The organism is Pseudomonas sp. RL_5y_Pfl2_69, from assembly GCF_963970465.1.
In the GTDB taxonomy this organism is placed as follows: Bacteria; Pseudomonadota; Gammaproteobacteria; order Pseudomonadales; family Pseudomonadaceae; genus Aquipseudomonas.
In genome coordinates this window covers 202,635-227,363 of record NZ_CAXAOU010000003.1, presented here as the reverse complement: position 1 = coordinate 227,363, position 24,729 = coordinate 202,635, and the positions used below count along the sequence as shown (strand labels likewise).

At 58.8% G+C, this 24,729-nt stretch carries 18 protein-coding genes; 8 read left to right on the top strand and 10 right to left on the bottom strand.

Annotated elements, in window-relative coordinates:
• Positions 1-339: 339 nt before the first annotated feature.
• Complete coding sequence (locus AACY07_RS07165) at positions 340-618, bottom strand: cold shock domain-containing protein (RefSeq protein WP_339474366.1); 279 nt, start codon at positions 616-618, stop codon at positions 340-342.
• Between the two features lie 228 nt (positions 619-846).
• Between AACY07_RS07165 and clpS the strand changes: the two genes are divergently transcribed.
• Positions 847-1,209 (top strand): ATP-dependent Clp protease adapter ClpS, encoded by a 363-nt coding sequence (gene clpS / locus AACY07_RS07160; protein ID WP_019828502.1) that lies wholly within the window; start codon positions 847-849, stop codon positions 1,207-1,209.
• Positions 1,210-1,238: 29 nt separating this feature from the next.
• Positions 1,239-3,509, top strand: coding sequence for an ATP-dependent Clp protease ATP-binding subunit ClpA (gene clpA, locus AACY07_RS07155; RefSeq protein WP_019828501.1), 2,271 nt, complete (start codon positions 1,239-1,241; stop codon positions 3,507-3,509).
• Between the two features lie 53 nt (positions 3,510-3,562).
• On the opposite strand, the gene AACY07_RS07150 is transcribed toward clpA, so the two are convergent.
• The 6 genes from AACY07_RS07150 to aat form a co-directional block, all read right to left on the bottom strand.
• The gene (locus AACY07_RS07150) at positions 3,563-5,191 is read right to left on the bottom strand and encodes a Na/Pi cotransporter family protein (RefSeq protein WP_339474143.1); all 1,629 of its coding nucleotides are present in this window, start codon (positions 5,189-5,191) and stop codon (positions 3,563-3,565) included.
• Positions 5,192-5,286: 95 nt separating this feature from the next.
• Positions 5,287-8,001: a magnesium-translocating P-type ATPase gene (mgtA, locus tag AACY07_RS07145; RefSeq protein ID WP_339474142.1), complete on the bottom strand. Its 2,715-nt coding sequence runs from the start codon at positions 7,999-8,001 to the stop codon at positions 5,287-5,289.
• Positions 8,002-8,229: 228 nt separating this feature from the next.
• Positions 8,230-8,469, bottom strand: coding sequence for a hypothetical protein (locus AACY07_RS07140; protein ID WP_046809210.1), 240 nt, complete (start codon positions 8,467-8,469; stop codon positions 8,230-8,232).
• Between the two features lie 555 nt (positions 8,470-9,024).
• Complete coding sequence (gene infA, locus AACY07_RS07135; RefSeq protein WP_002553999.1) at positions 9,025-9,243, bottom strand: translation initiation factor IF-1; 219 nt, start codon at positions 9,241-9,243, stop codon at positions 9,025-9,027.
• Positions 9,244-9,341: 98 nt separating this feature from the next.
• The gene (locus AACY07_RS07130; RefSeq protein WP_339474140.1) at positions 9,342-10,049 is read right to left on the bottom strand and encodes an arginyltransferase; all 708 of its coding nucleotides are present in this window, start codon (positions 10,047-10,049) and stop codon (positions 9,342-9,344) included.
• Positions 10,050-10,103: 54 nt separating this feature from the next.
• Positions 10,104-10,784, bottom strand: coding sequence for a leucyl/phenylalanyl-tRNA--protein transferase (gene aat / locus AACY07_RS07125; protein ID WP_133078172.1), 681 nt, complete (start codon positions 10,782-10,784; stop codon positions 10,104-10,106).
• A gap of 363 nt (positions 10,785-11,147) precedes the next feature.
• On the opposite strand from aat, the gene ftsK reads away from it, so the two are divergent.
• Genes ftsK through cysG form a run of 6 tightly spaced genes read left to right on the top strand, consistent with a single transcriptional unit; the run spans position 11,148 to position 18,664 of the window.
• Entirely contained in the window at positions 11,148-13,589 is a 2,442-nt protein-coding gene (ftsK, locus tag AACY07_RS07120) for a DNA translocase FtsK (RefSeq protein ID WP_374105697.1), read from the top strand.
• 38 nt (positions 13,590-13,627) lie between these two features.
• Positions 13,628-14,248: an outer membrane lipoprotein chaperone LolA gene (gene lolA / locus AACY07_RS07115; protein WP_133078174.1), complete on the top strand. Its 621-nt coding sequence runs from the start codon at positions 13,628-13,630 to the stop codon at positions 14,246-14,248.
• A gap of 28 nt (positions 14,249-14,276) precedes the next feature.
• Positions 14,277-15,602: a replication-associated recombination protein A gene (locus tag AACY07_RS07110; RefSeq protein WP_048350824.1), complete on the top strand. Its 1,326-nt coding sequence runs from the start codon at positions 14,277-14,279 to the stop codon at positions 15,600-15,602.
• A complete protein-coding gene (gene crcB, locus AACY07_RS07105) occupies positions 15,599-15,973 on the top strand; it encodes a fluoride efflux transporter CrcB (RefSeq protein ID WP_133078176.1) in 375 nt (124 codons plus the stop codon). Before AACY07_RS07110 ends, crcB begins: the two co-directional genes overlap by 4 nt.
• Before the next feature lie 15 nt (positions 15,974-15,988).
• Positions 15,989-17,269: a serine--tRNA ligase gene (gene serS / locus AACY07_RS07100; RefSeq protein WP_339474136.1), complete on the top strand. Its 1,281-nt coding sequence runs from the start codon at positions 15,989-15,991 to the stop codon at positions 17,267-17,269.
• On the top strand, positions 17,270-18,664 hold the full coding sequence (gene cysG / locus AACY07_RS07095; protein ID WP_339474135.1) for a siroheme synthase CysG: 1,395 nt from the start codon (positions 17,270-17,272) through the stop codon (positions 18,662-18,664).
• Between the two features lie 1,082 nt (positions 18,665-19,746).
• Here cysG and AACY07_RS07090 read toward each other — a convergent pair.
• Genes AACY07_RS07090 through AACY07_RS07080 form a run of 3 tightly spaced genes read right to left on the bottom strand, consistent with a single transcriptional unit; the run spans position 19,747 to position 24,479 of the window.
• Positions 19,747-20,934 carry an osmoprotectant NAGGN system M42 family peptidase gene (locus AACY07_RS07090; RefSeq protein ID WP_019828486.1) on the bottom strand — a complete coding sequence of 396 codons (1,188 nt, stop codon included), beginning with the start codon at positions 20,932-20,934 and terminating at the stop codon, positions 19,747-19,749.
• A gap of 23 nt (positions 20,935-20,957) precedes the next feature.
• Positions 20,958-22,703, bottom strand: coding sequence for an N-acetylglutaminylglutamine synthetase (gene ngg, locus AACY07_RS07085; RefSeq protein WP_339474134.1), 1,746 nt, complete (start codon positions 22,701-22,703; stop codon positions 20,958-20,960).
• Positions 22,704-22,706: 3 nt separating this feature from the next.
• The gene (locus AACY07_RS07080) at positions 22,707-24,479 is read right to left on the bottom strand and encodes an N-acetylglutaminylglutamine amidotransferase (protein WP_339474133.1); all 1,773 of its coding nucleotides are present in this window, start codon (positions 24,477-24,479) and stop codon (positions 22,707-22,709) included.
• Positions 24,480-24,729 lie beyond the last annotated feature (250 nt).

Below are 24,729 nucleotides of genomic sequence, written 5' to 3'. Positions count from 1 at the left end.
CTGTGACTCCGTGGTCACCGGCGCAGTATACATAGGTCACTAAGGTTGCTGCGAGGGGGGCGGCCTATCACGAATCATCAATTGGTCTAAGTCCCTGCGTCAAAATGCCCTTATTGTTGGCGCTTTAGCCTGTGTTTGCGGGGTTTTCAGGGAAGTTGAAGAGGCTTTTGTCGTGGGCCTGGAACATTTGATCTACGTGCTGATTCAGCCGGCGGGCACTCGGGATCGGGATGATGTCCCCGCCAACTCCCGGTATTGACCCTGGGCACCAGGCATAAAAAAACCGGGCGATTCGAGTGATTGAATCGGCCGGTTTCTTTTTGCTGCGGTTCGGTCCGGTCAGACCGAGAGGCTGGTTATCTCTTGCGCAGCCACCGGGGCAATGGCAGGCGCCTCGGCGTTAGTAATCGCCACAGCATGCAGGCCCTTGGGGCCTTGGGTTATTTCGAAGCTTACAGGCTGGCCAGCCTTGAGGGTCTTGTAACCATCCATCTGGATTGCTGAAAAATGTGCAAAAAAGTCGATCGGGTTTCCGTGTTCATCGATGCCTTCCTTGGCCTGCGTATTAATAAAGCCGAAGCCTTTCGCGTTGTTGAACCACTTGACCTTGCCTTGCATACTCATATCCCTCTGCTGCAAACAACTCCATCACTGGAGTATCATCCAGTTCACTCGCACAGAAACCAGTAATTATGGTTGACTGTGCGGACCATTTTTCCCACTGTGGGCACTAATGGTTGTAACACCGTTTTACCGATAGTCAAGGTCACGCGGCGGCGCGGTTGAAATTTGAGACGTGTGCCTCCATCACTGTATCTGTACAACCTACGACGAACCTTTTTTTCCATGCATGCAATCAGCCAGACTCGACTAACATTCAATCAGGATCATCCGGATTTTGATGACGAAGATTCCGCTGGCTTGGCTGTGCAAGAGGCTAAGCCTGCGCTTCAGGCGCCGCCGATGTACAAGGTGGTTTTGTTTAATGATGACTACACTCCCATGGATTTTGTTGTCGAAATCCTTGAGGCGTTTTTTAACTTGAATCGCGAATTGGCGACCAAGGTCATGCTGGCCGTCCATACAGAAGGACGGGCTGTGTGCGGCATCTATACCCGCGACATTGCCGAGACCAAGGCGGCGCAGGTAAACCAGTACGCACGCGAAAGCCAGCATCCGCTACTCTGTGAAATCGAGAAGGACGGTTAACGCCGACCACTTGGGTATGAGGTGAAGCCATGTTAAATCGCGAGCTCGAAGTCACCCTCAATCTTGCCTTCAAGGAAGCCCGCTCCAAACGTCATGAGTTCATGACGGTTGAGCATCTCCTTTTAGCGCTTTTGGATAATGAGGCGGCCGCAACCGTTCTACGCGCCTGTGGCGCAAACCTCGACAAACTCAAGCATGACCTGCAAGAGTTTATTGACTCCACGACACCCCTTATCCCTGTCCACGACGAAGACCGCGAAACGCAGCCAACCCTGGGTTTTCAGCGTGTCTTGCAGCGTGCCGTATTCCACGTGCAGAGTTCCGGCAAGCGTGAAGTGACGGGCGCCAATGTACTGGTTGCCATCTTCAGCGAGCAGGAAAGCCAGGCTGTGTTCCTGCTCAAGCAGCAGAGCGTGGCGCGCATTGATGTGGTCAACTTTATTGCCCACGGCATTTCCAAGGTGCCGGGGCATGGCGATCACACTGACAGCGATCATGAGATGCAGGATGAAGAGGGCGGCGAGTCGTCGTCTTCAAGCAATCCTCTGGATGCCTACGCCAGCAATCTGAACGAGTTGGCCCGCCAGGGTCGCATCGATCCGCTGGTTGGGCGCGAAATGGAAGTTGAGCGCGTTGCTCAGATCCTGGCCCGTCGTCGCAAAAACAACCCGTTGCTGGTCGGTGAGGCAGGTGTGGGTAAAACCGCGATTGCCGAAGGTCTGGCCAAGCGCATCGTCGACAATCAAGTGCCTGACCTGCTGGCTAACAGCATCGTCTACTCCCTTGATCTGGGCGCGTTGCTGGCGGGTACCAAATACCGCGGTGACTTCGAGAAGCGCTTCAAGGCGTTGCTCGGCGAGCTGAAAAAGCGTCCGCAAGCGATTCTGTTTATCGACGAAATTCACACCATTATCGGTGCTGGCGCGGCTTCTGGCGGCGTGATGGATGCCTCCAACCTGCTCAAGCCCTTGTTGTCTTCGGGCGACATTCGGTGCATCGGCTCCACTACATTCCAGGAATTTCGCGGGATTTTCGAGAAAGACCGTGCCCTGGCGCGACGTTTCCAGAAAGTCGATGTGTCCGAACCTTCGGTTGAAGACACCATTGGCATACTGCGCGGGCTTAAAGGTCGTTTCGAGCAGCATCACGGTATCGAATACAGCGATGAGGCCCTGCGTGCAGCGGCTGAGCTGGCTTCGCGCTATATCAATGACCGTCACATGCCGGACAAGGCCATCGATGTGATCGACGAGGCGGGCGCCTACCAGCGTCTGCAGCCGGTCGAGAGCCGGGTCAAGCGCATTGAAGTGGCGCAGGTGGAAGATATCGTGGCGAAAATCGCCCGTATTCCGCCAAAACATGTCTCTGTCTCTGACAAGGAACTGTTGCGCAACCTTGAGCGCGACCTGCGTCTGACCGTATTCGGCCAGGACGCGGCAATCGATTCGTTGTCCACGGCGATCAAGTTGTCCCGTGCCGGGCTCAAGTCGCCAGACAAGCCTGTGGGTTCGTTCCTGTTCGCAGGGCCGACCGGTGTCGGTAAAACCGAGGCCGCGCGCCAGTTGGCCAAGGCGTTGGGGATCGAGCTGATCCGTTTCGACATGTCCGAGTACATGGAGCGTCACACCGTATCGCGTCTGATTGGTGCGCCTCCGGGCTATGTCGGTTTTGATCAGGGCGGTTTACTGACTGAAGCTATCACCAAGCAGCCTCATTGCGTGTTGCTGCTCGACGAAATCGAGAAGGCCCACCCTGAAGTCTTTAACCTGCTGTTGCAGGTCATGGATCATGGCACGCTGACCGATAACAACGGGCGCAAGGCTGACTTTCGCAATGTGATCGTCATCATGACCACCAACGCGGGGGCTGAAACGGCTTCTCGGGCTTCGATCGGGTTTACGCATCAGGATCATGCTTCCGATGCGATGGAAGCGATCAAGAAGAGCTTCACCCCCGAGTTCCGTAACCGCCTGGACACCATCATTCAGTTTGGTCGCCTCAGTCACGAGGTTATCAAGCACGTGGTGGACAAGTTCCTTACCGAACTGCAAGCCCAGCTGGAAGACAAGCATGTGCAGCTTGAAGTGTCGGATGCGGCTCGCGGCTGGTTGGCGGCGGGTGGCTATGACGCTCTGATGGGCGCACGCCCAATGGCGCGCTTGATCCAGGACAAGATCAAGCGTCCGTTGGCCGAGGAGATTCTCTTTGGGGAACTGGCCGACCATGGCGGTGTGGTACACATCGACTTGGAGAATGGCGAGTTGACCTTCGAGTATGAAACCTCAGTCGAAATGGCTTGATGTGACATCGCAGTAAAAAAAGGCGCCTTCGGGCGCCTTTTTGCTGTCTGCAATCAGGTGGTCGGGCTCAGCGCGGTGTTGCGCTCCAGTACCGGGTAGCCCAGGGCGGCAATATGGTGATGAACGCGACGGTAGTCGCGCAGCACGCGCTGGAAGATGTCTCCGGATTCTGCCCATGCCGTCTTGTCATTCTGCAGCTTGCGAAAGTGTTCGCGGCTGGCTCTTGCTTCCAGCTTGCGCATGGTCTCCTTGTGGCTGATCAGTGCATCGGCAGCGGCTACGTCTTCGCGCAAAAACGCGGTAATGGCCAGGTTCAGGCTGTCCAGCAGGGCCAGGTGCATGGCCTGGATGTGAACCAGTTCGAACGAAGAGAAGCGTTCACCCCGGCGAGTCCTGCGAATAGCGAGCTGCGCCAGGTTGTTGAGGATGTCACCGGCATGTTCCAGATTGATCACGAACATCAGGATTTCCTGGGCGCGGTCGGCATCGGCATCGCTCAGGCCATCCTGGCCGATGTCGGCAAGATAAGCGCGGATCGCCGCACTTAGCAGATCGATGGAGTGATCCAGTTGGCGCACGTTGTCCATCGTGCGCTGATCGGGTTTCTCGAACAGCTGCAAGACCTGGTTAAGCATCAGGGATGTCATGTCCGCCAGGCGCAAGGCTTCACGCACACTGTTGGACAGGCCGATATTGGCCACTTCCAGCCCGGCTTCGTCCAGATACTGCGGCATGCCCGGGTCTGCTGGCGGTTCTTGTTGTGGAAACAGGCGGGTCAGCAGGCGAGCGCAAGGTTCGGTCAGGCCGATAAACACCACTGCCAGCACCAGGCTGAACGCGGTATGCAGGTAAACAACCCAGTGCGCGAGACCGATATCGGTGCCAGCCAGCCAGGTGGCCATCAGCGGCAGGCATGGCAGCAGGGCCAGGGTGCCCAGCAGACGGATCAGCAGGTTGCCCACCGGCAGGCGTCGCGCGACTGGCGAACTGGCGCTCATCACAGACGGCAAGGCGCCGCCGATATTGGCGCCGAGCATCAGGGCGATGGCGGTGACCGGGGTCATCATGCCTGCGCCCGCCAGCGAAGCGATAAGCAGCACAACCGCGACACTGGAGTGGCAGATCCAGGTCAGTAGCACGGCGGCGAGCACTGCAATGACCACGTCACCTTCCAGGCTTTGCATCACGGCGCGAAACACCGAGGTTTCTTCCATGTGGCCCAGGCTGGCGCTGAGCAAGCCCAGGGCCAGCAGCATCAGGCCCAGACCAATCAATGCGCAGCCAACGCTTTCATGGCGCGAATCATCGCGCAGGCGAAAGATGATAAAGCCCACCAGCAAAATGACAGGCATCGCCAGGGAGGTATCGAAGCTCAGCAGCTGCACCACCAGGGTCGAGCCGATGTTGGCCCCCAGCATCACGGCCAGGGCTGGCGCCAGGCTCAAGGTGCCTGCGGCGGTAAACGAGGTTGCCATCAGGCTGACTGCCGTACTGCTTTGCAATACGCCGGTGATACCCATTCCGGAAATCAGCGCCATCCAGCGGTTATTCAGGTTGCGCCCCATCCAGTTGCGCAGTTGGGTGCCGAAACCGCGCAGCAGGGCTGTAGAAATCATGTGGGTGCCCCATAGCAAAAGTGCGATGGCGCCCGCGAGGTTGAGTAACAGAGTGGTTCCCGACATGAGGAATCTCCACAGTACAAATAGTCATGTTTTACGAGGTCGTAATACGAAAGCATGGGCTGGCGCAGTGTTGCGCCAGCCCATGGCGGTTCAAGTCAGTACCACTGCTTGAAACGACGGATGTAGATGATTTTCATCAGTTGCGCGACGCAGCAATAGCTGAACAGGGTGGCCACCAGCCAAGGGAAGTACGACAGCGGCAGCGGCTCCAGGCCGACCATGATGCCCAATGGCGAGAACGGCACGTAGATCCCGAGCACTATCACAATGATGGTCATCATGGTGACAGGCCATGCGGCAGTGCTCTGGAAGAACGGGATCTTGCGGGTACGCAGCATGTGGACCACCAGGGTTTGCGACAGCAACCCCTCGATAAACCAGCCGGACTGGAACAGGGTCTGCATTTCCACGCTGTTGGCCGAGAACACGTACCACATCAGGGCGAACGTGGTGATGTCGAAGATCGACGAAGTTGGCCCGATCCAGATCATGAAGCGCCCGATGTTCTTGGCGTCCCACTTGCGTGGTTTTTGCAGGTATTCCTTGTCCATCTTGTCCCACGGCAAGGCCAGCTGGGAGATGTCGTACATCAGGTTTTGCAGCAGCAGGTGGATCGACAGCATCGGCAGAAAAGGGATGAAGGCGCTGGCCACCAGCACCGAGAACACGTTGCCGAAGTTGGAGCTGGCAGTCATGTTCAGGTACTTCATGATATTGCCGAAGGTCTCACGTCCTTTGAGCACGCCTTCTTCGAGCACCATCAGGCTCTTTTCCAGGAGGATGATGTCAGCCGACTCTTTGGCGATGTCCGTGCCGCTGTCCACCGAGATGCCAACGTCGGCGTCGCGCAGGGCAGGGGCGTCGTTGATGCCGTCGCCAAGGAAGCCCACGGTGTGGCCGTTGGCTTGCAGGGCTTTGAGCACCCGGGATTTCTGCAGTGGGGTGAGCTTGGCGAACACCGTGCGCTGTTCGACCTCCAGTTGGAGTGCGGCGTCGTCCATCGTCTCGATCTGCGGGCCCAGCAGCGGTGTGCCGGGTTCCAGGCCCACCTGACGGCAGATCTTGCTGGTGACAACCGCGTTGTCGCCGGTCAGCACCTTGACCGCTACACCGATATCTTGCAGGGCGGCAATTGCCGGGCCGGCCGTCTCTTTTGGTGGATCGAGAAAGGTCAGCAAGCCACGGATCACCAGATCCCGCTCGTCAGCAGTGTTGTATTGCTTTTGCGCCTGGGCCTCGGGGATTTCGCGGGTGGCTATCAGCAGTACGCGAAAGCCATCCTCATTGTATTCGGTGGCCAGTGCCAGCAATTGCTCGCGGCGTGTGGCATCCAGTGCAACGCGGGTGTCGCCTTCCATGACATGGGTGGCGATGCCGAGCATTTCTTCGACGGCGCCCTTGCACACCAGCAGGTGGTCGCCTCGGATGTCCTTGACGATGATCGACAGGCGCCGACGCACGAAGTCAAAAGGCAGCTCATCGACTTTGCTGTAGTTGAGCGGCGCATTGAACTTGGGATCCTGCCGTGAAAACTGCACCACGGCCTGATCCATCAGGTTGCGAATGCCGCTTTGGTGATGGCTGTTGAGCCAGGCCAGAGCCAGTACCGACTCATCGCGTTGGCCGCTTGGATCAACGTGATGCTCAAGGATGATGTGGTCCTGGGTCAGGGTGCCGGTCTTGTCGGTGCACAGCACGTCCATCGAGCCCAGGTTCTGGATTGCATTCAGACGCTTGACCACCACTTTGCGCTTGGCCATGGCGGTCGCACCCTTGGCCAGGTTGGCGCTGACAATCATTGGCAGCATTTCCGGAGTCAGGCCAACCGCCACTGCCAGGGCAAACAGGAAGGCATCGCCCCAATCGCCCTTTGAGAACCCATTGAGAAAAAACACGATGGGCACCATGACCAGCATGAAGCGGATCAGCAGCCAGCTGACGCTGTTGACCCCGCGGTCGAACGCGGTTTGCGAGCGAGAGCCGACGATTGCTTTGGCCAGCGAGCCGAAGTAGGTGCGCGGCCCGGTGGCCACCACTACGGCCCGGGCGGTGCCGCTGACCACGTTGGTGCCCATGAAGCAAATGTTGGGCAAGTCCAGCAGATTGCTCTGGTCGGCTGCGGTGCTGGAGGCGGACTTTTGTGTCACATCCCCCAGGGTGTCGTATTTCTCCACGGGCAAGGCTTCGCCGGTGAGCACGGCCTGGCTGATAAACAGGTCCCGGGACTCGATCAGGCGGATGTCCGCCGGGATCATGTCACCCGCTGACAGCTGCACGATATCCCCGGCGACCAATTCGCGCATCGGCACCTCATGGACAGAGGTTTTGCCGCTGGCTGTGTCCCGCCGAACGACGGTGGCGGTGGTGCGGACCATGGCTTTGAGGGCTTCGGCGCTCTTGGCAGAGCGGTGTTCCTGCCAGAAACGCAGCAGGCTGCTGAGGCCGACCATCAAGCCAATGATGATGACTTTGGTCAGGTCGCCTTCTTCGCCATCGCGCTCCGGCAGCCAGTAGTCGGTGACAAAGCTGATAACGCCCAGGGTCAGCAGTACATAGATGAAGGGGTTGTGCAGGGCCAGCAGAAATTGCACCAGGGCGTGAGGTGGCTTGTCGTGAGCTACCTCGTTGTAGCCATCGCTTTGCAGGCGTTCGGCGGCGTCCTGCTCGGTCAGGCCTGCGGTGGTGGCGCGCACATTGGCCAGGGTGGCCGAGAGACCGTTCTGGGCTTCCCGAGCGGCACGCATGGACAGTTTGTTATTGTCGCTGGCGTTGTTCTTGTCCCGAACTTCAGTGTTTTTTACGGCGCTCATGATGAGTACTCCTGTCGCCAACTCTTGACCGGGCATATGTTGATTTACCTTTTAAGAGGCGAGCCAATATATGCCGAGTCGCAAACTTCGCAATCGGTTTAGTTGAAGTGTTAAGTGCGCTTTATATTCCCGCTGCGGCGAGGTAATTAATACTCGCGCAGCGGGTAACTACTGGCTTCTTCCATAAGGAACTCCAGTTCATTAACAACTGTTTTAATGGGGTGGAACTTAGCGCAAAAAGCGACTCTGCGGGTCCTGAGAGTCGGCCATGCTCCAGCGCTGTTCCAGCTGGCCGGTGGCCGGACTGACGCGCCATTGCACCTGGCGGTGCGCAGGTTTTACACCGGTTACGGGGATGGAGAAGGGGGATTTTGCCGAGCGAGCATAGGTGGGCTCGCGGGACAGTTTCACGCGCATGCTGGAGGCAAAGGCGCGAACGCCGGGTAGAACATGGGTTTTAAAGGTCATAACACACCTCGTGACCGGACTGCTGCCGGTGAGGTCGTTACGTTGGAGCGTCAGGCTCTAGCGCAGTTGACCCCGCCGTGCAGGCGAGTCCCGTCAATGTCTGAGTTGGGCGTCCGGATCTCCGTTTTAACGGTGACCGGACAGCGACTAGATACTGTGTCCATTGGCTTCTTTTGTGAAGTTTATAGGCGGCCTGAATGACCGACCTGTGCAATCTACTCAGTGGGTGGTGGCGCGTCAACTTTAAAACCCGATAAGTGTGGCTGGTACAGCATCGGTTCAGGAAGTTTGAAAGTTATTGGAGTGGTTCGCCGGGCAGGTCATTAATATGACAGGGAAGTTACAGGTTTAGAAGTTTGAAGTGTGCAACACTCATTGTGGGTACGGGATATACGCCTGGCCACACACGCCTTGTGGGAGCGGGCTTTGCGGTTAAGCTGGAATATCGCGCCGCTTGCATCGCGGGCAAGCCCGCTCCCACAGGTCCTGGGTACAGACTCAAATCGCAGACAAACAAAAACGCCCGGCAGAGCCGGGCGTTTTGTATTGACTTGATTAGCGAGCGCGGTAAGTGATGCGCCCTTTGCTCAAGTCATAGGGCGTCAGCTCGACGCGCACTTTGTCACCGGTAAGAATACGAATGTAGTTCTTGCGCATCTTGCCGGAAATATGCGCGGTTACGACGTGCCCATTTTCCAACTCCACACGAAACATGGTGTTGGGCAGGGTGTCGACGACAGTGCCTTCCATTTCGAAGCTGTCTTCTTTCGACATGCAGTAAAGCCCTCGGTGTCCAATGAATGGCCCGGTGCAACTGCGCCAGGCAAAAGCGGCGTGCATTGTGCCCGAAAAATGGGGTTTAAGCCAAGGGTTCAATCAAGAGAGCTCCATCTCTGATTAATCAGCAGCTCAATGGGCCTGTATTCGGTCTTGTAATTCATCTTTTTGCAGTTCTTGATCCAGTACCCCAGGTACAGCGCATCCAGCCCCAGGCGCTGCGCTTCTGCAATTTGCCAGAGAATGCCGTAACGCCCCAGGCTGCGCCGCTCTTCGTCAGGGTCGTAGAAGGTGTATACGGCAGACAGGCCGTTGGGGAGCACGTCTGTGACGGCAACAGCCAGCAAGCGCCCGTCCAGGCGGAACTCGTAGAACTTGGAGAATGCGAGGTCGCGTACCAGGAATGTCGAAAATTGATCGCGGCTGGGTGGGTACATGTCGCCGTCGGCATGCCGTTGCTCGATATAGCGCTGGTAAAGGTCAAAGTTCTCTTCGCTGAAACCAGGCTTTACCGGTCGGACCTGTAAATCGGCGTTGCGCTTGAAAATGCGTTTTTGCTGACGATTGGGCTTGAACCGGGCGACAGGAATGCGCGCGGGGGTGCAGGCATCGCACTTCAGGCAATGGGGGCGATACAGATGGTCGCCACTGCGCCGAAAACCCATTTCGGACAAATCGGCATAAACCTGCACATCCATCGGCTGACTGGGGTCGAGGAACAGCGTGGTGGCCTGTTCGTCAGGCAAGTAGCTGCAAGCGTGAGGTTGAGTGGCATAAAACTTCAGACGCGCCAGCTCGGTCATGATGGGCCCTCGGGAAATCTTTAAATTAAGTGTAAGCCAGTGTGTAAAAGTCGCCTATAAAACCCACTGTGCAGTTGTGGGTTGATCCAGGTGCTGGTGCAAATAATCGGCGAATTGCTGACGCGGGATCGAACGTGCGCCCAGGCTCTGCAGGTGATCAGTCGGCATCTGGCAGTCAATCAGCACAAAGCCCCAGGCCTTGAGGTGTTTGACCAGTGTGGCAAAACCGAACTTTGACGCGTTGTCGGCACGGCTGAACATGGACTCGCCAAAAAACAACTGGCCCATTGCCAGGCCGTACAGCCCGCCCACCAGTTCGCCGTCATCCCAGACCTCAACCGAATGGGCATGGCCGCGAGCGTGAAGTTCGATGTAGGCGTTTTGCATGTTGTCGGTAATCCACGTGCCGTCCGCATAGTCACGCGGTGCTGCACAGGCTTGAATCACGGCGGCAAAGTCACGGTCAAAGCTGACTTGATAGCGCTGCTGGCGCAACAGCTTGCCCAGGCTGCGGGACACGTGCAGCTCTTCAGGAAACAGCACTGTGCGCGGGTCAGGTGACCACCAGAGGATCGGCTGGCCTTCGCTGAACCACGGAAAGCAGCCGTGACGGTAGGCCTGGATCAGTCGGTCTGCCGACAGGTCGCCACCTGCGGCCAGAAGGCCATTGGGTTCGCGCATGGCTTTTGCCAATGGCGGAAATGTCAGGGTGTCGCGTTTTAACCAGGTCAGCATGGCAATCAGTCTTACAGAAGAAGGGAAGGGCGGCTGCAACTCTGTCGCGCAAGTGCGGTCTCAGTCGATCTGCCAATGAAATGCGAGCTCTGTTTTGACGGTGGTATAAGTCTTTGTCACAAAAGGTAATACATGCTCAAATTGGCGCTTCCCGGCCAGTTTCGGGACGAATCGGACCGCACCTTGAGCCAGCATGGCATCAACGGCTCAAACCCGTACAATGGCTGGCCTGTTTGAGCTGATCTAAGCTACACCCACCTTGCAGCAGGTTACTGCTGGCAAAATAATACAAGGCTGGTTTCATTTCACGTTTGAGCGTGTCGCCTGTTCGATACGAACAGTATTTTGCAGTCACATTAGTCAATTAATAGTTGGGCGCGCCACAGGCGCAGGAAAAGACCCGTTTTGAAGAAATCCACAGCAGCACCCAAAGCAGTTCCTCTCTGGCGTCAGCAATTGCACTACCGACTCAAGGAAGGTGCATTGATCGCTATCGGCGCCCTGTGCCTGTTCCTGATCATGGCCCTGTTGACCTACGGCAAGGACGACCCCGGCTGGAGCCATAACAGCCGTGTCGTGGATGTGCAGAACTTTGGTGGGCCAGCCGGCTCCTACAGTGCAGACATCCTGTTTATGGTGCTTGGCTATTTTGCCTACATCTTTCCGTTGCTGCTGGCGGTCAAGGCGTACCAGATCTTCCGCGAGCGGCATCAGCCCTGGCAGTGGAGCGGGTGGCTGTTCTCGTGGCGCCTGGTTGGTCTGGTGTTCCTGGTGATCTCGGGCGCAGCCCTTGCCCATATTCATTTTCACTCTGCCGTGGCCCTGCCTGCAGGCGCGGGCGGTGCGCTGGGCGAAAGCCTGGGTGATCTGGCCAAGAATGCGCTGAATATCCAGGGCAGTACCCTGTTGCTGATTGCGTTGTTCCTGTTTGGCCTGACGGTGTTTACGGACCTTTCATGGTTCAAGGTCATGGATGTGACGGGCAAGATCACCCTTGACCTGTTTGAACTCATCCAGGGTGCGGCCAATCGCTGGTGGTCCGAGCGCAACGAGCGCAAACAGCTTGTTGCCCAACTGCGCGAAGTCGACAGCCGGGTCAATGAAGTGGTTGCCCCAAGCGTTTCCGACAAGCGGGAGCAGGCCAAGGCCAAAGAGCGTCTGATTGAACGTGAGCAGGCGCTGACCAAGCACATGTCCGAGCGTGAAAAGCACGTACCGGCAGTTATCGCGCCGGCACCGCCCAAGGCACCTGAACCGAGCAAGCGTGTACAGAAAGAGAAGCAGGCGCCGCTGTTTGTGGACAGCGCGGTTGAAGGCACGTTGCCGCCGATCTCGATTCTTGACCCTGCTGAAAAGAAGCAACTCAATTATTCCCCTGAATCCCTGGCGGCCGTTGGCCATTTGCTTGAAATCAAGCTCAAGGAATTCGGGGTTGAGGTCACGGTGGACTCGATTCACCCCGGCCCGGTCATTACCCGCTACGAAATCCAGCCTGCTGCCGGGGTCAAGGTCAGCCGTATTTCAAACCTGGCCAAAGACCTGGCGCGTTCCCTGGCTGTGACCAGCGTGCGGGTGGTTGAGGTTATTCCGGGCAAGACCACGGTCGGTATCGAGATTCCCAACGAAGATCGTCAGATCGTGCGCTTCTCCGAAGTGCTGTCGACCCCTGAATACGACAATGCCAAGTCTCCAGTGGCCCTGGCCCTGGGCCATGATATCGGCGGGCGTCCGGTGATCACCGATCTGGCAAAAATGCCGCACTTGCTGGTGGCCGGTACAACCGGTTCCGGTAAGTCTGTAGGCGTTAACGCCATGATCCTGTCGATTCTGTTCAAGTCTGGCCCTGAAGACGCCAAATTGATCATGATCGACCCGAAGATGCTTGAATTGTCGATCTACGAAGGCATCCCGCATCTGCTGTGCCCGGTAGTGACGGACATGAAGGATGCCGCCAACGCCCTGCGCTGGAGCGTTGCCGAGATGGAACGCCGTTACAAGCTGATGGCCAAGATGGGCGTGCGTAACCTCGCCGGCTTCAACCAGAAGGTCAAGGACGCCCAGGACGCTGGCGAGCCCCTGGTTGACCCGCTGTACAAGCGTGAAAGCATTCACGACGAAGCCCCGCTGTTGGTGAAGTTGCCTACCATCGTGGTGGTGGTCGACGAATTTGCCGACATGATGATGATCGTCGGCAAGAAGGTTGAAGAGCTGATCGCCCGTATTGCCCAGAAAGCACGGGCGGCGGGTATCCACTTGATCCTCGCTACCCAGCGCCCGTCGGTGGACGTGATCACCGGCCTGATCAAGGCCAACATCCCGACCCGTATGGCGTTCCAGGTATCGAGCAAGATCGACTCGCGCACCATCATCGACCAGGGTGGCGCCGAGCAACTGCTGGGCCACGGTGACATGCTGTATATGCCGCCCGGCACCAGCCTGCCGATTCGGGTGCACGGCGCGTTTGTTTCCGACGACGAAGTACACCGTGTGGTCGAAGCCTGGAAGCTGCGAGGCTCCCCGGACTACAACGAAGACATCCTTGCCGGCGTCGAAGAGCCTGGCAGCGGTTTTGATGGTGGCAGCGAAGGCAGCGATGACGCTGAAACCGATGCGCTCTATGACGAGGCCGTACAGTTTGTACTCGAAAGCCGTCGTGCCTCTATTTCTGCGGTACAACGCAAGTTGAAGATCGGTTACAACCGCGCTGCGCGAATGATTGAGTCCATGGAAATGGCCGGGGTCGTGACCTCGATGAACACTAATGGCTCGCGCGAAGTACTGGCGCCAGCCCCGATGCGCGATTGATCTGCCCCACGGCATCTAACTAATCAATGAGGATCTCCATGCGTTTTGTCAGCATGCTGTTGCTACCGGTACTGGCTTTTTCTTCGCTGTCGGCCCATGCCGACGCCGAGAGTGTGAAACGTCTTGGCCAACTGTTGGGCTCCGACACCATCACCGCCCGTTTTTCCCAGCTGACCCTCGACGGTAGCGGCACCCAGTTGCAGGAAACTGCAGGTGAAATGTCGGTAAAGCGTCCGGGTTTGTTCTACTGGCACACCGACGCACCGCAAGAGCAACTGATGGTCTCCGATGGCCAGAAAGTCTCGCTCTGGGACCCGGATCTGGAGCAGGTCACGATCAAGAAACTCGATCAGCGCCTGACCCAGACCCCAGCCTTGTTGCTGTCGGGTGATGTGTCGAAAATCAGTGACAGCTTTGACATCACCTCCAAACAGGCCGGTGACGTCATGGACTTCACCCTCAAGCCCAAGACCAAGGACACCCTGTTCGACTCCCTGCGCCTGTCCTTTCGCGGCGGCAAGATCAACGACATGCAGTTGATCGACAGCGTGGGTCAGCGCACCAACATCCTGTTCACCGGGGTCAAGGTCAACGAGCCGATTCCTGCGTCCAAATTCAAGTTCGATATCCCGAAAGGGGCTGATGTCATCCAGGAATAAGCCCTGGAAGAGGTTTCAAGCGCTGCCCATGGATCTGTTTCGAAGTGCCCCGATTGCCCAGCCTCTGGCTGCCCGTTTACGTGCGGCCAATCTGGACGAGTACGTCGGTCAGGAACACCTGCTCGCCCGCGGCAAGCCCTTGCGTGAAGCGCTGGAGCAGGGCGCGCTGCATTCGATGATTTTCTGGGGGCCGCCGGGGGTGGGTAAAACCACCCTGGCGCGACTGCTGGCAGAAGTGTCGGATGCGCATTTCGAAACCGTTTCGGCGGTGCTGGCCGGGGTCAAGGAGATCCGCCAGGCCGTCGAAATCGCCAAGCAGCAGGCGGGCCAGTATGGCCGGCGCACCATCCTGTTTGTCGACGAAGTGCATCGCTTCAACAAGTCACAGCAAGATGCCTTCTTGCCCTACGTTGAAGACGGCACCCTGATCTTTATCGGTGCCACCACCGAAAACCCATCCTTTGAACTGAACAACGCATTGCTTTCGCGGGCGCGGGTCTATGTGCTCAAAAGCCTCGACGAAGCGGCCCTGCACAAGCTGGTGCAACGCGCGCTGACTGAAGACAAGGGCCTGGGCAAGCGTGACCTGACCCTCAGCGATGAAGGTTTCCAGATATTGCTGCGGGCGGCTGACGGTGATGGCCGGCGCTTGCTCAACCTGCTGGAAAACGCCTCGGACCTGGCTGAAGACCACAGCGAAATCGGCACCGATCTGTTGCATAACCTGCTGGGCGATACCCAGCGTCGTTTCGACAAGGGTGGCGAAGCTTTTTACGACCAGATTTCGGCGTTGCACAAGTCGGTGCGTGGTTCCAATCCGGATGGTGCCCTGTACTGGTTTGCGCGAATGATCGACGGCGGATGCGACCCGCTGTATATCGCCCGGCGCGTCGTGCGCATGGCCAGCGAAGACATCGGTAACGCCGATCCACGGGCCTTGAGCCTGTGCCTGTCGGCCTGGGACGTACAAGAACGTCTTGGCAGCCCGGAGGGTGAGTTGGCGGTGGCCCAGGCCATTACCTACCTGGCCTGCGCGCCCAAAAGCAACGCGGTGTATATGGGGTTCAAGGCCGCACTGCGCAGCGCCGCCGAGTATGGTTCGCTCGAAGTCCCGCTGCATTTGCGCAACGCGCCGACCAAACTGATGAAGCAGCTGGGGTATGGCGACGAATACCGTTATGCCCATGACGAACCGGACGCCTATGCCGCTGGCGAGGACTATTACCCCGATGAGCTGGAGCCGTTGAACCTGTATCAGCCTGTCCCTCGGGGCCTTGAGCTTAAAATCGGTGAAAAGCTTAAACACCTCGCCGCACTCGATCGAGCCAGCCCCAAACAGCGGAGAAAACCGTGATTCCATTGGTGGTTGCAGTCTCGGTGGGTGGCATTGCGGGCACCCTGTTGCGCTTTGCCACAGGAAACTGGATCAACGCCAATTGGCCGCGGCACTTTTATACCGCGACGTTGGCCGTTAATATCGTGGGCTGCCTGCTGATTGGCGTCCTGTACGGACTTTTTCTGATACGCCCGGAAGTACCGATTGAAGTCCGCGCAGGGCTGATGGTCGGTTTCTTGGGTGGCTTGACCACTTTTTCATCCTTTTCACTGGATACGGTGCGCCTGCTTGAAAGCGGGCAGGTGCCACTGGCACTGGGCTACGCGGCCCTCAGCGTATTCGGCGGGCTGCTCGCGACGTGGGCTGGCCTGTCCCTGACCAAACTTTGATAACGAGAAACCGACATGCTTGATTCCAAACTGTTACGTAGCAACCTGCAGGACGTAGCGGATCGCCTGGCATCCCGTGGCTTCAAGCTGGACGTGGCGCGCATCGACGCGCTGGAAGCCAAGCGCAAGGAAGTCCAGACCCTGACCGAGAAGCTGCAGGCCGAGCGCAATGCCATCTCCAAAAGCATTGGCCAGGCCAAGGCTCGCGGCGAAGACATCGCGCCACTGATGGCCAGTGTTGAAACCATGGGCAGCGATCTGGCCAATGGCAAGGTTGAGCTGGACGCCATCCAGGCCGAACTGGACGCCATCCTGCTGGGCCTGCCCAACCTGCCGGATGCTTCCGTGCCGGTAGGTGCTGACGAAGACGACAACGTCGAGATCCGTCGCTGGGGCACCCCGACTGCCTTCGATTTCGCGATCAAGGACCACGTGGCCCTGGGCGAGCAGCATGGCTGGCTGGACTTCGAAACCGCCGCCAAACTGTCCGGTGCCCGTTTTGCCCTGCTGCGCGGCCCGATTGCCCGCCTGCATCGCGCGCTGGCCCAGTTCATGATCAACCTGCACACCGGTGAGCATGGCTACGAAGAGGCGTACACGCCTTATCTGGTTCAGGCCCCTGCACTGCAAGGCACTGGCCAGTTGCCGAAGTTCGAAGAAGATCTGTTCAAGATCAGCCGTGAAGGCGAAGCCGATTTCTACCTGATTCCGACCGCTGAAGTGACGCTGACCAACATCGTTGCCGGCGAAATCGTTGAGCACAAAGCCCTGCCGATCAAGTTGGTGGCGCACACGCCGTGCTTCCGCAGTGAAGCCGGTGCGTCGGGCCGTGATACCCGCGGCATGATCCGTCAGCACCAGTTCGACAAGGTCGAAATGGTCCAGATCGTTGAGCCTTCTACCTCGATGGATGCACTGGAAGGTCTGGTTGGCAACGCAGAGAAAGTTCTGCAATTGCTTGAACTGCCATACCGCACCCTGGCGCTGTGCACCGGCGACATGGGCTTCAGCGCCGTCAAAACCTACGATCTGGAAGTGTGGATCCCGAGCCAGGACAAGTACCGCGAAATTTCGTCGTGCTCCAACTGCGGTGATTTCCAGGCCCGTCGCATGCAAGCACGTTTCCGTAACCCGGAAACCAACAAGCCTGAACTGGTTCACACCCTCAATGGTTCCGGTTTGGCAGTAGGCCGTACGCTGGTAGCCGTACTGGAAAACTACCAGCAGGCAGACGGCTCGATCCGTGTGCCTGACGTACTCAAGCCTTACATGGGCGGCATTGAGGTCATCGGCTAAATGGAGTTTCTGCCGCTGTTTCATAACCTGCGTGGCAGCCGTGTACTGGTGGTCGGCGGTGGGGAGATTGCCTTGCGCAAATCCCGGCTGCTGGCCGATGCCGGTGCCGTGCTGCGGGTGGTTGCACCCGCCATAGAGCCCCAGTTGTGCGAGTTGATAAACAGCAGCGGTGGCGAACAGGTGCTGCGCGGCTATGTTGAGGCTGACCTTGAAGGGTGTGTCCTGATCATTGCTGCAACGGACGATGAGCCACTCAACGCCCAGGTCTCCGCTGACGCCCATCGTCGCTGCGTGCCCGTCAATGTGGTGGATGCTCCTGCCTTGTGCAGCGTGATCTTCCCCGCAATTGTCGACCGCTCGCCGCTGGTGATCGCCATTTCCAGTGGCGGTGATGCGCCGGTGCTGGCGCGCTTGATTCGCGCCAAGATCGAAACCTGGATTCCTTCGACCTACGGTCAGTTGGCGGGCCTTGCCGCTCGTTTTCGCACTCAGGTCAAAGGCTTGTTTCCGGATGTGCAGCAGCGCCGCGGTTTTTGGGAAGACGTTTTCCAGGGCCCGATTGCCGACCGCCAACTGGCCGGGCAGGGCACTGAGGCCGAGCGTTTGCTGCTGGCCAAAATCAATGGTCAGGCGACCGTAACCACCGGTGAGGTTTATCTGGTGGGTGCCGGGCCGGGTGATCCGGACCTGCTGACATTCCGCGCGCTGCGACTGATGCAACAGGCTGATGTGGTGCTTTACGACCGCCTGGTGGCACCGGCAATTCTTGAGTTGTGCCGTCGCGATGCCGAACGCGTTTATGTCGGCAAGCGTCGCGCCGAGCATGCGGTGCCGCAAGACCAGATCAACCAGCAATTGGTGGACCTGGCCAAGCAAGGCAAACGCGTGGTGCGGCTCAAGGGTGGCGATCCGTTTATCTTTGGTCGTGGCGGTGAAGAGATCGAAGAGCTGGCCGCTCACGGGATACCGTTCCAGGTCGTGCCGGGCATCACCGCTGCCAGCGGTTGCGCAGCCTATGCCGGTATTCCGCTGACCCATCGTGATTACGCGCAATCTGTGCGTTTCGTGACGGGCCACCTGAAGGACGGCACCAGCAATTTGCCCTGGAGTGATCTGGTTTCTCCGGCACAGACCCTGGTGTTCTACATGGGCCTGGTGGGTTTGCCGACCATCTGCCAAGAGCTGATCAAGCACGGTCGTTCGGCAGACACCCCGGCTGCGTTGATTCAGCAGGGCACTACGTCCAACCAGCGGGTATTTACGGGCACCCTGGCTGACTTGCCAACATTGGTGGCCGAGCATGAAGTTCATGCGCCGACGCTGGTGATCGTGGGCGAAGTGGTTTTGCTGCGTGAGAAACTGAAGTGGTTTGAAGGCGCTCAGTCACAGGTTTAGGTGCATGTGGGGGCAGGCAAGCCAGCTCCTATAGAAAGCGAGTTCATCCCACGTTTCGCGAGCACCGCAAGGTCTGTGGGAGCCGGGCTTGCCCGCGATAACATCAGCGCGGTCATTCAGTTGCACCGCGTTGATTGCATCGCAGGCAAGCCAGCTCCTACAGAAAGCGAGTTCATCCCACGTTTCGCGAGCACCGCAAGGCCTGTGGGAGCCGGGCTTGCCCGCGATAACATCAGCGCGGTCATTCAGTTGCACCGCGTTGATTGCATCGCAGGCAAGCCAGCTCCTACAGAAAGTGAGTTCATCCCACGTTTCGCGAGCACCGCAAGGCCTGTGGGAGCCGGGCTTGCCCGCGATGGCATCAGTGCGGTCATTCAGTTGCACCGCGTTGATTGCATCGCAGGCAAGCCAGCTCCTACAGAAAGCGAGTTCACCCCCACGTTTCGCGAGCACCGCAAGGCCTGTGGGAGCCGGGCTTGCCCGCGATGGCATCAGTGCGGTCACTCAGTTGCACCGCGTTGATTGCATCGCAGGCAAGCCAGCTCCTACAGAAAGCGAGTTCATCCCACGTTTCGCGAGCACCGCAAGGCCTGTGGGAGCCGGACTTGCCCGCGATAACATCAGCGCGGTCATTCAGTTGCACCGCGTTGATTGCATCGCAGGCAAGCCAGCTCCTACAGAAAGCGAGTTCACCCCACGTTTCGCGAGCACCGCAAGGCTGTGGGAGCCGGGCTTGCCCGCGATGGCATCAGCGCGGTCATTCAGTTGCACCGTGTTGATTGCATCGAAGGCAAGCCAGCTCCTACAGAAAGCGAGTTCATCCCACGTTTCGCGAGCACCGCAAGGTTTGTGGGAGCCGGGCTTGCCCGCGATAACATCAGCGCGGTCATTCAGTTGCACCGCGTTGATAGCATCGCAGGCAAGCCAGCTCCTACAGAAAGCGAGTTCACCCCACGTTTCGCGAGCACCGCAAGGTCTGTGGGAGCCGGGCTTGCCCGCGATGGCATCAGCGCGGTCACTCAGTTGCACCGCGTTGATTGCATCGCAGGCAAGCCAACTCCCACCATTGCTTCTGCAGTGCTTCAGTTCCGGTTGTCCCCCACCAGACTCTCCACCGACGGCACTCGCGTGTCGCTTTCCATCTGCGCGTCGTGTTCGATCTGATGACTGAAGCGATCCAGTGAGCCCTGCGCCGGCTGCGCATCGCTGGCAAAAACCGGTGGGCTCAGGATGTAAGCCCCCAGCAATCGGCTCAACGCCGCCAGGCTGTCGATATGGGTACGTTCATACCCGTGGGTCGCATCGCAACCAAAAGCCAGCAAGGCGCACCGAATATCATGCCCGGCAGTGACGGCCGAATGGGCATCGCTGAAGTAGTAGCGGAACATGTCACGGCGCACCGGCAGTTCATTATCGCTGGCCAGGCGCAGCAGGTGCCGCGACAAGTGATAGTCATACGGCCCGCCCGAATCCTGCATTGCCACGCTCACCGCGTGCTCGCTGGAGTGCTGGCCCGGCGCTACCGGGGCAATATCAATCCCGACAAACTCGCTCACATCCCACGGCAATGCGGCGGCCGCGCCACTGCCCGTTTCTTCGGTGATGGTGAACAGCGGATGACAGTCGATCAACGGTTGTTCGCCACTGTCCACAATGGCCTTCAATGCGGCGAGCAGTGCTGCCACCCCGGCCTTGTCGTCCAGATGCCGCGCGCTGATATGGCCGCTTTCGGTGAATTCCGGCAGCGGATCAAATGCCACGTAGTCGCCGATATTGATCCCCAGGGAATCGCAGTCGGCCCGGGTCGCGCAATATGCATCCAGTCGCAACTCGATGTGGTCCCAACTGATCGGTAACTCATCCACCCCGGTATTGAAGGCATGGCCGGAAGCCATTAATGGCAGGACACTGCCGCGGATCACGCCATTGTCCGTGAACAGGCTGACCCGGCTGCCTTCAGCAAAACGGCTGGACCAGCAGCCTACGGGCGCCAGGACCAGACGGCCGTTGTCCTTGATCGCCCGCACGCTGGCGCCGATGGTGTCCAAATGCGCGGAAACGGCACGGTCCGGACTGTTCTTCTGGCCCTTGAGGGTCGCGCGCAAAGTGCCGCGTCGGGTCAGCTCAAAGGGAATCCCCAGCTCATCGAGGCGTTCGGCGACATAGCGCACGATGGTGTCGGTAAACCCGGTGGGGCTGGGGATGGCGAGCATTTCCAGCAGTACCCGTTGCAGGTAGTCGAGGTCGGGTTCAGGGAGGGTGCGATTCATAAAAGCTCCTGAGGGCCGGTCAGCTAGAGAGCAGGCTGACAGTGGGGGAAGAGTAAATCGATAAAGCGTTCGGCTGTCGGCTGTGGCTCATGGTTGGCGAGCCCGGCCCGTTCGTTGGCTTCGATAAATACGTACTCGGGCTGGTCGGCGGCAGGCACCATCAAGTCCAGGCCTACCACGGGAATATCCAGCGCCCGGGCGGCGCGAATGGCCGCGTCGGCCAGCGCCGGGTGCAGCACGGCGGTCACATCTTCGAGGCAACCACCCGTGTGCAGATTGGCCGTACGGCGCACGGCGAGCACCTGGCCTGCGGGCAAGATACTGTCGTACTCATAGCCAGCGGCCTGTACGGTGCGCTGGGTTTCTGCGTCCAGCGGGATGCGGCTTTCACCCGCAGTGGCGGCCTGACGGCGTCGGCTTTGTGCTTCGATCAGTCGATGGACTGTGTGCAGGCCATCACCCGTGACCTGGGCAGGTCGGCGGATGGCGGCTGCCACGACCTCAAAGCCGATCACCACAATTCGCAGGTCGAGCCCCTCGTGGAAGCTTTCGAGCAGCACCCGGCTATCGAATGCACGCGCTGCTTCGATGGCCAGTTGCACCTGTTCGAGGCTGTCCAGATCCACCGCCACGCCATTGCCTTGCTCGCCATCCACAGGTTTGACCACCACCCGCGTGTGTTGCTCAAGAAAGCCCAGGTTGTCGTCAGCATTACCGGCCAATTGCTGGCTTGGGACATTCAGTCCTGCCTGGTGCAACACTGAGTGGGTCAGGCATTTGTCCTGGCACAGACTCATGCTGATGGCGCTGGTCAGATCGCTCAGGGATTCGCGGCAACGAATCCGTCGTCCGCCGTGGCTCAGAGTGAAAAGTCCGGCGGGCGCGTCGTCAATTTGCACATCAATACCGCGTTTGAAGGCTTCTTCGACCAGGATTCGGGCATAGGGGTTGAGCCCGACTTCAGGCCCGGGGCCGAGAAACAGCGGTTGGTTGATGCCATTTTTGCGCTTGATGGCAAAGGTCGACAGGGTACGAAAGCCCAGTTTGCTGTAGAGGCTTTTCGCTTGGGCGTTGTCGTGCAGCACGGACAGGTCGAGGTAGCTCAAGCCGCGGCTCATGAAGTGTTCGATCAAATGCCGGACCAGCACTTCGCCTACACCGGGCCGCGAGCAGTGGGGGTCCACTGCCAGGCACCAGAGGCTGCTGCCTTTTTCCGGGTCGTGGAACGCGGTGTGATGGTTCAGGCCCATGACGCTGCCGATCACCGCGCCGCTGTCTTCATCCTCGGCCATCCAGTACACCGGCCCGCCCTGATCCCGGGAGGTGAGCAATGTCGGGTCGATGGGCAGCATCGAGCGCGCCTGATACAGCGTGTTGATTGAGTTCCAGTCTGCTTCGCTTTGTGCCCGACGGATCCGGAAGCCGCGAAACACGCGGGTAGCCGGGCGGTAATCGGTAAACCACAGGCGCAAGGTGTCCGAAGGGTCGAGAAACAACTGTTGTGGCGACTGGGCCAGCACTTGCTGCGGCGCCGCCACATACAGCGCGATATCGCGCTCACCGGGTTGTTCGTTGAGCAACTCGTTGGCGAGGCTGGCGGGGTCGGGAAAGGTATGCCCGATCAGCAACCGCCCCCAGCCGCAATGCACGGCCACGGGTTGTGCGTCGAGTGGGCTGCCGTCTTCGGCCAGGCGCGCTTGCAGGCGTTCGTAGGACGGTGTTTGACCACGCAACAGACGCTGGCTGTAAGCCGTAGCGAGGGGTTTCATCGATCAGATTCCTTGTTCGCTCAGCCACAGGTTCAAGGCTGCCAGTTGCCATAGCTTTGAACCGTTAAGAGGCGTCAGCTGGCTTTGTGGGTGGGTCAGCAGTTGATCAAGCATCGCCGGTTGAAACAGCCCTCGATCCTGGCTCGGGTCCAGCAGCAGGTCACGGACCCAGTTCAGCGTGTCGCCCTGCAAGTGCTTGAGACCAGGCACCGGGAAGTAACCTTTCTTGCGGTCGATCACTTCGCTTGGGATCACCCGCCGCGCCGCTTCCTTGAGTACCTGCTTGCCGCCGTCCGGCAATTTGAACCGCGCCGGAATACGTGCCGAGAGTTCGGCCAGACGGTAATCCAGAAACGGTGTACGGGCCTCAAGGCCCCAGGCCATGGTCATGTTGTCGACCCGTTTGACCGGGTCATCCACCAGCATCACCGTGCTGTCCAGTCGCAGGGCTTTGTCCACCCCCGCGCTGGCGCCCGGCTGGGCAAAGTGCTCGCGCACAAAATCGCCGGCCGCATCATTGGCCGTCAGCCATTGCGGCTGCACCGTGGCCTTGTACTCGTCGTAACTGCGATCAAAAAACGCTTCGCGGTAAGCGGCATAAGGGTCGTCGGCGGCATCGACGGGCGGATACCAGTGATACCCGGCAAACAGTTCGTCGGCGCCCTGGCCGCTCTGCACCACCTTGCAGTGCTTGGCCACCTCCCGCGACAGCAGATAAAACGCGATGCAGTCGTGGCTGACCATTGGTTCGCTCATGGCGCGAAAGGCCGCAGGCAGTTGCTCAATGATTTCGTGCTCACCAATGCGCAGTTGGTGATGGCGGGTGCCGTAATGCCGGGCGATCAAGTCCGAATACTGGAACTCATCGCCGCGCTCGCCGCCCGAGTCCTCAAAACCGATGGAAAAGGTCGACAAGTCCTGTACGCCCACTTCGCGCAACAAACCCACCAGCAAGCTGGAGTCGACCCCGCCCGAGAGCAGCACGCCGACATCCACTGCCGCACGTTGGCGAATAGCCACAGCTTCACGGGTACTGTCCAGAACGCGGTCGCGCCAGTCTTCGAGGGTCAAGTCGAGTTCATCGGCATGGGGGCCGTAGGGCAGGGTCCACCAGGTTTTCTGCTCGGTTTGACCGTTGGCATCGATACGCAGCCAGGTGGCGGGAGGCAATTTTTCAATCCCGGCAATCAGCGTGCGGGGCGCGGGCACCACGGCATGGAAATTCAAATAGTGATTGAGTGCCACGGGGTCGAGCATTGGATTGATATCGCCGCCCTTGAGCAGCGCGGGCAGGGTGGAGGCAAAGCGCAAACGCTCCCCGGTACGCGACAGGTAAAGAGGCTTAACCCCCAAACGGTCGCGGGCGATAAACAGGCGCTGGGTGTCGCGCTCCCAGATGGCAAACGCAAACATGCCATTGAGTTTGGGCAGCAGCGCTTCACCCCAGGCGTGATAGCCCTTGAGCAGCACTTCAGTGTCGCCGTCGGAGTAAAAGGCATAACCGAGGTGTTCAAGCTCGGCTCTCAATTCGGGGAAGTTATAGATTGCGCCGTTGAACGCCAGTGACAGGCCCAGTTGGCTGTCGACCATCGGTTGAGCGGAGCCGTCCGACAAATCCATGATTTTCAGACGGCGGTGGCCGAGGGCTATCGGCCCCTGGCTGTGGAAACCCCAGGCATCAGGTCCACGGGGGGCCAGGTGGTGGGTAATGCGTTCGATGGCTGCCAGGTCGGCAGGGTGTTGATCAAAACGTAACTCTCCAGCTAATCCGCACATGGTGTTTAAATCCTTGGTATTTCGGCATGTGGTGCTACAGGTTGAGTCAGCGTCTTTGCGGGACGCCATGTAGCGCTTGGGCCCGGTTTTAAAGGGGCGATGAAGCGTCAGGCGCCATCGCCAGCCCGTGCGGCGCAGGGCAAAAGACACCCGCGGCGCGGTAAACGACCGTGTTTTATCGAGTAACTGAGGCCCGGATCGTTCAATAAAACTTACAAGAGGTCGATTACTCAGCCACTTGCATGGGGTG

Bases quoted from the DNA above. Each gene is read 5' to 3' on its own strand.
- AACY07_RS07165 (WP_339474366.1), bottom strand. From the start codon at position 618: ATGCAAGGCAAGGTCAAGTGGTTCAACAACGCGAAAGGCTTCGGCTTT.
- clpS (WP_019828502.1), top strand. From the start codon at position 847: ATGCATGCAATCAGCCAGACTCGACTAACATTCAATCAGGATCATCCG.
- clpA (WP_019828501.1), top strand. From the start codon at position 1,239: ATGTTAAATCGCGAGCTCGAAGTCACCCTCAATCTTGCCTTCAAGGAA.
- AACY07_RS07150 (WP_339474143.1), bottom strand. From the start codon at position 5,191: ATGTCGGGAACCACTCTGTTACTCAACCTCGCGGGCGCCATCGCACTT.
- mgtA (WP_339474142.1), bottom strand. From the start codon at position 8,001: ATGAGCGCCGTAAAAAACACTGAAGTTCGGGACAAGAACAACGCCAGC.
- AACY07_RS07140 (WP_046809210.1), bottom strand. From the start codon at position 8,469: ATGACCTTTAAAACCCATGTTCTACCCGGCGTTCGCGCCTTTGCCTCC.
- infA (WP_002553999.1), bottom strand. From the start codon at position 9,243: ATGTCGAAAGAAGACAGCTTCGAAATGGAAGGCACTGTCGTCGACACC.
- AACY07_RS07130 (WP_339474140.1), bottom strand. From the start codon at position 10,049: ATGACCGAGCTGGCGCGTCTGAAGTTTTATGCCACTCAACCTCACGCT.
- aat (WP_133078172.1), bottom strand. From the start codon at position 10,784: ATGCTGACCTGGTTAAAACGCGACACCCTGACATTTCCGCCATTGGCA.
- lolA (WP_133078174.1), top strand. From the start codon at position 13,628: ATGCGTTTTGTCAGCATGCTGTTGCTACCGGTACTGGCTTTTTCTTCG.
- AACY07_RS07110 (WP_048350824.1), top strand. From the start codon at position 14,277: ATGGATCTGTTTCGAAGTGCCCCGATTGCCCAGCCTCTGGCTGCCCGT.
- serS (WP_339474136.1), top strand. From the start codon at position 15,989: ATGCTTGATTCCAAACTGTTACGTAGCAACCTGCAGGACGTAGCGGAT.
- cysG (WP_339474135.1), top strand. From the start codon at position 17,270: ATGGAGTTTCTGCCGCTGTTTCATAACCTGCGTGGCAGCCGTGTACTG.
- AACY07_RS07090 (WP_019828486.1), bottom strand. From the start codon at position 20,934: ATGAATCGCACCCTCCCTGAACCCGACCTCGACTACCTGCAACGGGTA.
- ngg (WP_339474134.1), bottom strand. From the start codon at position 22,703: ATGAAACCCCTCGCTACGGCTTACAGCCAGCGTCTGTTGCGTGGTCAA.
- AACY07_RS07080 (WP_339474133.1), bottom strand. From the start codon at position 24,479: ATGTGCGGATTAGCTGGAGAGTTACGTTTTGATCAACACCCTGCCGAC.